This is a genomic window from Mesorhizobium sp. M8A.F.Ca.ET.021.01.1.1 (assembly GCF_003998025.1).
Lineage (GTDB): Bacteria > Pseudomonadota > Alphaproteobacteria > Rhizobiales > Rhizobiaceae > Mesorhizobium.
On the sequence record NZ_RZSJ01000201.1, the window covers coordinates 1 to 9,677 of the forward strand.

Consider the following 9,677-nt stretch of genomic DNA (forward strand, 5'->3'; position numbering starts at 1 on the left):
GGCTCGAGATGGATATTCGCCGGCGTCCGCTGCATCGCGACCACCAGTTCATAGCTGCCCGAGGCGAGGAAATCATCGCTCACCCCGTCGGCGCTGCGCGTCACCTATGTCGGCGAACTGGGCTGGGAGCTGCACGTGCCGATCGCCGCCACCGGCGAAGTCTTCGACGCGCTGATGGCGGCCGGCAAAGAGCACGACATCCGGCCGGTCGGCTACCGCGCGCTGGAATCGCTGCGGCTGGAAAAGGGCTATCGCGCCTGGGGCTCCGACATCACGCCCAACGACACACCGCTGGAGGCCGGGCTCGGCTGGGCGGTCAAGCTCAGGAAGAACACCGACTTCGTCGGACGGCGTGCACTCGAGAAGGTTGGCGGCGCGTCCCTGAAGAAGCGCTTAGCCGGCTTCACGGTCGACGATCCGGAGATCGTGCTGCTCGGCCGCGAAACCATTCTGCGCGACGGCGAGCCAGTCGGCTATCTGACCAGCGGCGGCCATGGCTACACGGTGGGCAAGAATATCGGCTATGGCTATGTGCGCAGCGCCGACGGGGTGAGCGATGATTTCCTCGCCTCGGGCAGCTATGAACTGGTGGTCGCGATGCAGCGGACGCCGGCGAATATCCATCTCGAGCCACTATACGACCCGGCAATGGAGCGCGTGAAGGCTTAGCTTACGCGCAAGGCGAGGCCACGACTGGGCACGGTATCGGCCTCGCCAGGCATGGAGACGTAAGGGCGAGTTTCCTCGGCGCGGGTGACGAGGCCTTGCGCTTCGAGTTCGGCGATGCGCGCGGCAAAGCCCTGATCCCATAGCGTGTTCTTGACCGTCAGCACGATCACCCCGCCCGGCCGGCAGATGCGGATCAATTCGTCCAAGCCCTCGGCGCCGACATGACCCGAGGTGAAGACGCCGGCCGAGATGATGCCGGCATAGGCGTCGTCGGCAAAAGGCAAGGCGCCGCCGAGCGCCAGGCAATGCAGCGCCGAATAGACACCCTTGCGCGCGGCCTGATCCAGCATGCCTTGCGAGATATCCAGCGCCTCGACCTGGGGATAGCCGGCAATATCGAGCCATTCGCCGATCAGCCCGGTCCCTGCCCCGGCGTCGAGCAGCGGGGCTGACCCGCGCGGCAGATGACGGGCGAGCAAGGCAAGGCAGATCGTCGGGTGGCGGTAACCGGCCGCCGACATGTCGGCGTCGTAGGTCTGCGACCAGCGATCATAGAGTGCCGCCACCTCTTCCGGGCGCTTGGCCGCGTAGACTTCGCCGAGCGCGCCATGATGTTTGCTGTCCGCCACGTGCCCACCAACTCCTTCGTCTTGCCGGAATGATAGCCAAACGGCGAAAATTGTGGAACCGTTGCAGCGAAGAAATAACGCGTGGGGACGCAGGCATGGGGATAGACGAGGCGCGGGCAAGACTTGCCGCCATTCCGCTGCTGGCCGGCTACACCGGGCCGCTGGAACGGCTCGGCGGCCTGACCAATCTCGTCTTCAAGGCCGGCGATTACTGCCTGCGCATTCCAGGCAAAGGCACCGAGGAATATATCAACCGCGCCAACGAGGCGATAGCGGCGCGCGAGGCGGCAAGAGCCGGCGTTAGCCCCGAGGTGCTGCATGTCGATCCCGGTACTGGAGTCATGGTGACGCGCTACATCGCCGGTGCCGAGACGATGTCGCCGGAGAAATTCAGGGACCGGCAGGGCAGTCCGGCCCGGGCGGCCGAGGCCTTCCGCAAGCTGCATGCGTCCGGCGCGGTCTTCCCCTTCCGCTTCGAGCTGTTTTCGATGATCGACGACTATCTCAAGGTGCTGTCGACCAGGGATGTCGCCCTGCCCGCCGGCTATCACGACGTGGTGCGCGAGGCCGGCGGCGTGCGCGAGGCCTTGGCCGTCCGCCCCTTGCCTCTCGTCGCCTGCCATTGCGACCCGCTGTGCGAAAACTTCCTCGATACGGGCGAGCGGATGTGGATCGTCGACTGGGAATATTCCGGGATGAACGATCCGCTCTGGGACCTCGGCGATCTCAGCGTGGAAGGCAAGTTCGACGTCGCCCAGGACGAAGAGCTGATGCGCGCCTATTTCGGCGGCGAGGCGAAGCCGGCGGAGCGCGGCCGCGTCGCCATCTACAAGGCTATGTGCGACCTGTTATGGACGCTGTGGGGGCTGATCCAGCTCGCCAACAACAATCCGGTGGACGATTTCCGCGCCTATGCCGACGGCCGCTTCGCGCGCTGCAAGGCGCTGATGGAGACGCCAGAGTTTTCCAGGCACCTTGCGGCGATACGCCAGGGCTAGTCACCCGAAATCCGGGCTTTAGTTCACACCCTTCGGCACGTTCTCCGGCGGCACCGTGGTCTCGACCACCTTCTGGCGGTGGAAGATGAACAGGCCGGCGAGAACGATGATGCCCGAGCCGATCAGGATGCGCGGGCTGGGCACGTCGCCGAAGAATGCCAGCCCGAACACCACCGCCCACAGGAGCAGCGTGTAGTGCAGCGGCGCCAGCGTCGAGGCCGGCGCCAGTTTCAGCGCCCGCGTGATCATCAGATGCGCGCCGCAGGAGACGATGCCGAGCAGCAGCATGGCGCCGAGATCGAGCGGCGACGGCGTCTTCCAGGCGCCAATGGTCAGCACGCCGCCAACCGCCAGCGTGCCGATCGTCTGCCATGTCACCAGATTGGTGTCGCTGGTGCCGCGCAGGCGCCGGTTGAGGATGATTGCGAAGGCGAAGGCGAGGCTGCCGACAAGCGCGAAACTCGACGACAGCGAAAACGCGGCGGAGGATGGCTTCAGCATGATCACCACGCCGCAGAAGCCGAGCAGGATCGCTACCCAGCGGCGCCAGCCGACCTTTTCGCCAAGCAGGAAATGCGACAGCGCCGCCACATAGATCGGCCCGGCCATGTAGAAGCTCATCACATCGGCAAGCGGCAGATAGACGACGGCGGCGTAGAACAAAGCGGTGTCGAGCGTAGTCGCAACCACGCGCAGGATCTGCAGCCCGGGCCGCTCCATCTGGAACAGTCTGCCGGCGCCCTGGTTGGCGATCATCGGGCCGAGCACGATAAAGGCGCCGATCGAACGGATCAGCACCACCTGGCCGACGGAAAAGCTGGCGACCAGCCACTTGCCCATTGCGTCGTTCAGCGCAAACAGGAAGTCGCCGGCCAGCATCAGCAGGATGCCGGCCAGGAGAACATTCCTGATTGGGGAATTCTGCGCCACGGGTTGCGTCATGCCGACCCCGATTCCTCCCTCGCCTGGGCCGCGTCGTAGACGGAAGCGGTGGCTTTGACGAGGAGAAATCAGGAAATGAGTAAGACCAGCGTCGGGAATCGGCTGTATCTAGGTGGATATATGTCTGCGGTTCACCTGACCCGGCCTGCCGGGAATGGACAGCCTGGTATCCTGCCTTGTCCTTTCCGCCACCACCTTACCCTTGGCGATGACGCAGATGCGCTCGGCGCGCAGGCGCAGGGCCTCGATCGGATTGCCGGCATCGAGGATCACCAGGCTGGCGCGCTTGCCGACCTCCAGCCCTAGATAATCGAGGCCCATGATCGCGGCGTTGACGTTGGTGACCATGTCGAAGCAGCGCGCCATGTCGGCGGGGCTCGACATCTGGGCGACATGCAGGCCCATGAAGGCGACGTCGAGCATGTCGGCGGTGCCGAGCGAATACCAGGGATCGAGCACGCAATCCTGACCCCAGCCGACACGGATGCCGAGCGCCAGCATTTCCTTGACCCGCGTCATGCCACGCCGCTTGGGAAAGGTGTCATGGCGGCCCTGCAGCATGATGTTGATCAAGGGATTGGGGATCGCGGAAACGCCGGCCTCGGCGATCAGCGGCAGAAGCTTCGAGACATAGTAATTGTCCATCGAATGCATCGAAGTGAGATGCGAGCCGGCGACCCTGCCCTGCAGGCCGAGCCGCTGCGTTTCATAGGCCAGCTGCTCGATGTGGCGCGACAGGGGATCGTCGGTCTCGTCGCAATGCAGGTCGACCATCAGGCCGCGTTCTGCCGCGATTTCGCACAGTTCGGTCACCGAGCACGTGCCGTCGGCCATGGTGCGCTCGAAATGCGGAATGCCGCCGACGATGTCGACGCCCATGTCCAGCGCGCGAATGGTGTTTTGGCGCGCCGTCGGCGAGCGATAGAAGCCGTCCTGCGGGAAGGCCACCAATTGCAGGTCGATATAGGGGGCGACGGTCTTCTTGACCTCCAGCAGCGCCTCGACCGCCAGTAGCCGGTCATCGCAGACATCGACATGGGTGCGGATGGCAAGCAGCCCCATCGACACCGCCCAGTCGCAATAGGCGAGCGCGCGGTCGCGCACCGCTTCGTGCGTCAAAAGCGGCTTCAGTTCGCCCCACAGCGCGATGCCTTCAAGCAGCGTGCCCGATGCGTTGATGCGCGGTATGCCGTAGGACAGCGTGGCGTCCATATGGAAATGCGGATCGACGAAGGGCGGCGACACCAGATTGCCACGGGCGTCGACCTCGGTCCGCGCGGAACCCTCGAGCTTCGGCTCGATCGCCGCGATCGTCTCGCCGCTGATGCCGATGTCGGCGATGCCGCCATCCGGAAGCGTGCCGCCACGAACGATTAGGTCGAAATCCATCTCTCATCATCCCGCTTGAAGAATCACAGTCGCATCGTGTCTCAAAAGACAGCCTGCCGCAGCGGGTTTCTTTCCATGGTCGCGAAAGGTTCCCTCCGGCGGCAACTCCCTCTATAAGCCGCCTTCGTCATCCCGGCATCAAGGATCAGCCGTTGTTTCGCTTCTTCCGCTCGACGGAAAACCAGCGCCTCGTCGCAAGGCTGCTCAGGGAATCGTTCCGGCAGCACAGGGCCGGCTACGCCGCCGCCATCCTGTCGATGCTGGTGGTCGCCGGCATGACGGCCGCCAGCGCCTGGATCCTGCGCGAAATCACCAATGAATTCGTGATCGACAAAAGGATCGACCGCGTCAACATGATTGCCGTGGCGGTCGCCGCGATCTTCATCGTCAAGGGCATCGCCAACTTCGTCCAGGCCTACTTCATGAGCCGGGTCGGTAACGCCATCATCGCCGAACGGCAGCGCAAGATTTATGACCGCATCCTGGCGCAAGGCATCGAGTTCTACCATTCGACCTCGTCATCCGACCTGATCACCCGCATGACCAACAATGCCCAGGCGGCGCGCAACGTGCTCGACCTCATCGTCACCTCCTATGTGCGCGATCTGGTGACGCTGGCCGCCTTGATTGGAGTCATGGTCTGGCAGCAGCCGGCGCTATCGCTGATCTGCTTCGTCGTCGGTCCGCTGGCCATCTATGGCGTCAACCGCATCCTGAAACGCGTCCGCAAGTTCGCTGCTATGGAGTTCCGCTCGGTCGGCCAGATCGTCCAGGTGATGCAGGAAACCGCGATCGGAGTGCGCGTGGTCAAGTCCTTCAACCTCGAAGGCCTGATGCGCAAGCGCATGTACAGGGCGGTGTCCGATGTCGAGGACCGGGCCAACAACATCGCCGCGCTGGAAGCGGTTACCAATCCGGTGATGGAAACGCTGGCCGGGCTGGCGATCGCCGGCGCGGTCATGATCAGCGGCTTGCTGGTTCTGCAGGGCGGCCAGATGCCTGGCAACATCATGGCCTTCATCGCCGCGCTGCTGCTTGCCTACGAGCCGGCTAAACGCCTCGCACGCGTCCGTATCTCGTTGGAGAGCGGCATTGTCGGCGTGCGCATGATGTTCCAGTTGGCCGACGAGCCGCTGACATTGGCCGAGAAGCCGGATGCCAAGCCGCTTCAGGCCGGGCCCGGCGAGATACGGTTCGACGCCGTCAGCTTCGCCTATCAGAACGGCCCGCCGGTGCTGGAAGGGTTCGACCTGACCCTTGAGGCCGGCAAGATGACGGCGCTGGTCGGGCCTTCCGGCGGCGGCAAGTCGACGATCCTCAACCTGATCATGCGCATGTATGACCCCAAGAGCGGCAGGGTGCTGCTCGATGGCCAGGATATTTCCCATGCCACGCTGGCCTCGCTCAGGGAAAAGATCGCCTATGTCAGCCAGGACACGTTCCTGTTTGCCGGCACGATCATGCATAACATCCGTCTTGGGCGCGAGGGCGCCACCGACGACGAGGTGATCGCCGCGGCCAAGGCGGCCAACGCGCATGACTTCATCGTCGCGCAGCCGAAAGGCTACGAAACCGATGTCGGCGAGAATGGCGGCCTTTTGTCAGGCGGCCAGCGCCAGCGCATTTCCATCGCGCGTGCCATGCTGCGCAACGCCGAAATCCTGCTGCTGGACGAAGCGACCAGCGCGCTCGACGCGGAGTCGGAGGCGCTGTTCCGCGACGCGCTGCAACAACTGACGGAAGGGCGCACCACGATCGTCATCGCGCACCGCCTGTCCACCGTGCACCAAGCCGACACGATCGTGGTGCTGGAAGCCGGCAAGGTGGTGGAAAGCGGGGCGCATCGTGCCCTGCTCAAGCAGGGCGGGCTTTACCAGAAGCTTTATGAATATCAGCTGATGCCGTGAGGGTGCCTTCGAATGTAGGTGCCAGACCCCCTCATCCGGCCCTCCGGGCCACCTTCTCCCCGAGGGGAGAAGAGGTCGTCAACGCGGGCGTCAGCCTCTTCTCCCCAACGGGGAGAAGGTGGCCGCGCAAGCGGCCGGATGAGGGGGCCGGCGCGAACCTTACTCCGGCACGTGCCTCACCGCGCCCTTGTCGGCGCTGGTGGCGAAGGCGGCGTAGGCGCGCAGCGCGGTCGTCACCTTGCGCTTGCGCTTTTCCTCCGGCTTCCAGGCGTTCGCGCCCTTGGCCTCCATCGCCGCGCGGCGCGCGTCGAGTTCGGCGTCGCTGACGGCCAAGCGGATGGTACGGTTGGGGATGTCGATCTCGATCGTGTCGCCCTCATGCACCAGCCCGATCAGCCCGCCTTCCGCCGCTTCCGGCGAAGCATGGCCGATCGACAGGCCCGACGTGCCGCCGGAGAAGCGTCCGTCGGTGACCAGCGCGCAGGCCTTGCCGAGGCCCTTCGACTTCAGGTAGCTGGTCGGGTAGAGCATCTCCTGCATGCCGGGGCCGCCGCGCGGGCCCTCATAGCGGATGACGACGACATCGCCGGCCTTGATCTCATTGGCGAGGATCGCCTTGACGCTGGCGTCCTGGCTTTCGAAGACGCGAGCCGGACCGGTGAATTTCAGGATCGACTCGTCGACACCGGCCGTCTTCACGATGCAGCCGTCGAGCGCCAGATTGCCTTTCAGTACGGCAAGGCCGCCGTCCTTGGAGAATGGCGTCTTCGCCGAGCGGATGACGCCGGTCTCGCGGTTCGTGTCGAGCTCGTCCCAACGGCGGTCCTGGCTGAAGGCGACCTGCGTCGGCACGCCGCCGGGAGCGGCGAGGAAGAAGTCGCGCACATTCTGGCTCGAGGTGCGCGAAATATCCCAATGGTCGAGCGCTTCGCCGAGGCTGGCGGTGTGCACCGTCGGCAGGTCGCGGTTGATCAGTCCGGCCTCGTCGAGTTGGCCGAGGATGGCCATGATGCCGCCGGCGCGGTGGACGTCTTCCATGTGCACGTCGGACTTGGCCGGCGCCACCTTGCACAGCACCGGCACCCGCCGCGACAGCCGGTCGATGTCTTCCATGGTGAAGTCGACCTCGCCCTCATGCGCGGCGGCCAGGATATGCAGCACGGTGTTGGTCGAGCCGCCCATGGCGATGTCGAGCGTCATGGCGTTCTCGAAGGCGCCCTTGGAAGCGATGCTGCGCGGCAATGCGCTCTCGTCATCCTGTTCGTAATAGCGCTGGGCGAGATCGACGACGAGATGGCCGGCCTCGACGAACAGCCGCTTGCGGTCGGCATGCGTGGCCAGTGTCGAGCCGTTGCCGGGCAGCGAAAGCCCCAGCGCCTCGGTCAAACAATTCATCGAATTGGCTGTGAACATGCCCGAGCAGGACCCGCAGGTCGGGCAGGCCGAGCGCTCGATGACCTTGACGTCCTCGTCGGAGATCTTGTCGTCGGCGGCCGCGACCATGGCGTCGACAAGGTCGAGCGCCTGGGTCTTGCCGGCCAGCACGACCTTGCCGGCTTCCATCGGTCCGCCGGAGACGAAGACGGTCGGGATGTTGAGGCGCAGCGAGGCCATCAGCATGCCGGGGGTGATCTTGTCGCAGTTGGAGATGCAGACCATGGCGTCGGCGCAATGCGCGTTGACCATGTATTCGACGGAATCGGCGATCAACTCGCGCGATGGCAGCGAATAGAGCATGCCGTCATGGCCCATGGCGATGCCGTCATCGACGGCGATGGTGTTGAATTCCTTGGCGACGCCGCCGGCCTTCTCGATCTCGCGCGCGACGAGCTGGCCAAGGTCCTTCAGATGGACATGGCCAGGCACGAATTGGGTGAAGGAATTGACTACCGCGATGATCGGCTTGCCGAAATCACTGTCCTTCATGCCGGTGGCGCGCCACAGGCCGCGGGCGCCGGCCATGTTGCGGCCATGGGTGGTGGTGCGGGAACGATAGGCGGGCATGAATTTTCCTTGGCTGGCTTGGCTGCGCTCGGTGAGGAGCGTGGCGGCGCTGAATTTTGATCGCAGGGTTTATAGACCGGCAAGTATGGTCTGGCCACATTTTTGCAATGCGCCAGAGTCTTACCGAAAATCGGCGTCTGCAAAAAAATTGCATGCCCTGTCGGATCGCGCGCCGGACGCCCGTCCTTGGTTCAACGGCAAGGGAATGGCACCATTCCCGGAGCCAGCCGTTTCACCGTAGCAGCAAGAAGCAACCGAGGAGCGCGACATGCAAAAGATCACCACCTGCCTGTGGTTCGACGACCAGGCCGAAGAGGCGATGAATTTCTACGTCTCCATTTTCAAGAACTCGAAGGTGCTGAGCGTGATGCGCTGGCCAGAGGGTCATGCAAATGAAGGCAAGGCGCTGGTGACCACGTTCGAACTCGACGGCGTGCAGTTCCAGGCGCTCAACGGCGGACCGCAATTCAAGTTCAACGAGGCAATGTCGCAGTCGATCGACTGCAAGACGCAGGAAGAGGTCGATTATTTCTGGGACAGGCTCATCGAAGGCGGTGGCGAACCGTCGCAATGCAGCTGGCTGAAAGACAAGTTCGGTGTCTCCTGGCAGGTCGTGCCGGAGCAACTGCCGAGGCTGCTTCAGGACCCGGACAGGGCCAAGGCCGGCCGGGTGATGTCGGCGATGATGCAGATGGGCAAGATCGAGATCGACAAATTGGAGGCGGCGGCGAAAGAATAGTCAACGCCGGCGCTGCCCCTCATCCGCCCTTCGGGCACCTTCTCCCCGTGAACGGGGAGAAGGAAAGAGGGCTGTTACGCCGCCTTGTCGCGGACCTGATAATCCTTGATCGTGGCGAAGCGGATCGCCTTCCAGCGCTCGGCTTCGTAGTTCAGCGAGAAGGCGTGCTGGGCGAGGAACACCGGGTCGTTGTCGAGGTCGCGGGCGATGTCGCCGCGATGCGCTTCGATGAAGCGAAGCACTTCGGCCTTGTCGTCGGCCGAGATCCAGCGGCAGACCGAAAAGCGCGACATTTCGAACTCGACGGGCAGCGTGTATTCGAAGTTCAGCCGCTCTTTCAGCACATCCAGCTGCAGGGCGCCGACGACACCGACGATGGCCGGCGAACCATCTTCCGGCG

At 64.1% G+C, this 9,677-nt stretch carries 7 protein-coding genes and 2 pseudogenes; 4 read left to right on the forward strand and 5 right to left on the reverse strand.

Annotated features, from left to right (window positions below; translation table 11 throughout):
* Nucleotides 1-90: 90 nt before the first annotated feature.
* Nucleotides 91-669: pseudogene (locus EOA36_RS17150) on the forward strand (aminomethyltransferase family protein); the annotation flags it as partial.
* On the opposite strand, the gene EOA36_RS17155 reads toward EOA36_RS17150, so the two are convergent.
* Complete coding sequence (locus EOA36_RS17155; protein ID WP_127278645.1) at nucleotides 666-1,298, reverse strand: class I SAM-dependent methyltransferase; 633 nt, start codon at nucleotides 1,296-1,298, stop codon at nucleotides 666-668. The pseudogene EOA36_RS17150 and the gene EOA36_RS17155 overlap by 4 nt on opposite strands.
* A 95-nt stretch (nucleotides 1,299-1,393) precedes the next feature.
* On the opposite strand from EOA36_RS17155, the gene EOA36_RS17160 reads away from it, so the two are divergent.
* Nucleotides 1,394-2,296 carry a phosphotransferase family protein gene (locus tag EOA36_RS17160; protein WP_127278646.1) on the forward strand — a complete coding sequence of 301 codons (903 nt, stop codon included), beginning with the start codon at nucleotides 1,394-1,396 and terminating at the stop codon, nucleotides 2,294-2,296.
* A gap of 18 nt (nucleotides 2,297-2,314) precedes the next feature.
* On the opposite strand, the gene EOA36_RS17165 is transcribed toward EOA36_RS17160, so the two are convergent.
* A complete protein-coding gene (locus EOA36_RS17165; protein WP_127278647.1) occupies nucleotides 2,315-3,238 on the reverse strand; it encodes a DMT family transporter in 924 nt (307 codons plus the stop codon).
* A 108-nt stretch (nucleotides 3,239-3,346) separates the two neighbouring features.
* Complete coding sequence (locus tag EOA36_RS17170; RefSeq protein WP_127278648.1) at nucleotides 3,347-4,627, reverse strand: amidohydrolase family protein; 1,281 nt, start codon at nucleotides 4,625-4,627, stop codon at nucleotides 3,347-3,349.
* A gap of 152 nt (nucleotides 4,628-4,779) precedes the next feature.
* On the opposite strand from EOA36_RS17170, the gene EOA36_RS17175 reads away from it, so the two are divergent.
* Complete coding sequence (locus tag EOA36_RS17175; protein ID WP_127278649.1) at nucleotides 4,780-6,534, forward strand: ABC transporter ATP-binding protein; 1,755 nt, start codon at nucleotides 4,780-4,782, stop codon at nucleotides 6,532-6,534.
* A 159-nt stretch (nucleotides 6,535-6,693) separates the two neighbouring features.
* Here the strand turns inward: EOA36_RS17175 and ilvD are convergent, their stop codons facing one another.
* Nucleotides 6,694-8,538, reverse strand: coding sequence for a dihydroxy-acid dehydratase (gene ilvD, locus EOA36_RS17180; RefSeq protein WP_127278650.1), 1,845 nt, complete (start codon nucleotides 8,536-8,538; stop codon nucleotides 6,694-6,696).
* Between the two features lie 268 nt (nucleotides 8,539-8,806).
* On the opposite strand from ilvD, the gene EOA36_RS17185 reads away from it, so the two are divergent.
* Nucleotides 8,807-9,277, forward strand: a complete 471-nt coding sequence (locus tag EOA36_RS17185) for a VOC family protein (RefSeq protein ID WP_127278651.1) — start codon at nucleotides 8,807-8,809, stop codon at nucleotides 9,275-9,277.
* 74 nt (nucleotides 9,278-9,351) lie between these two features.
* On the opposite strand, the pseudogene prfC reads toward EOA36_RS17185, so the two are convergent.
* Nucleotides 9,352-9,677: pseudogene (prfC, locus tag EOA36_RS17190) on the reverse strand (peptide chain release factor 3); the annotation flags it as partial.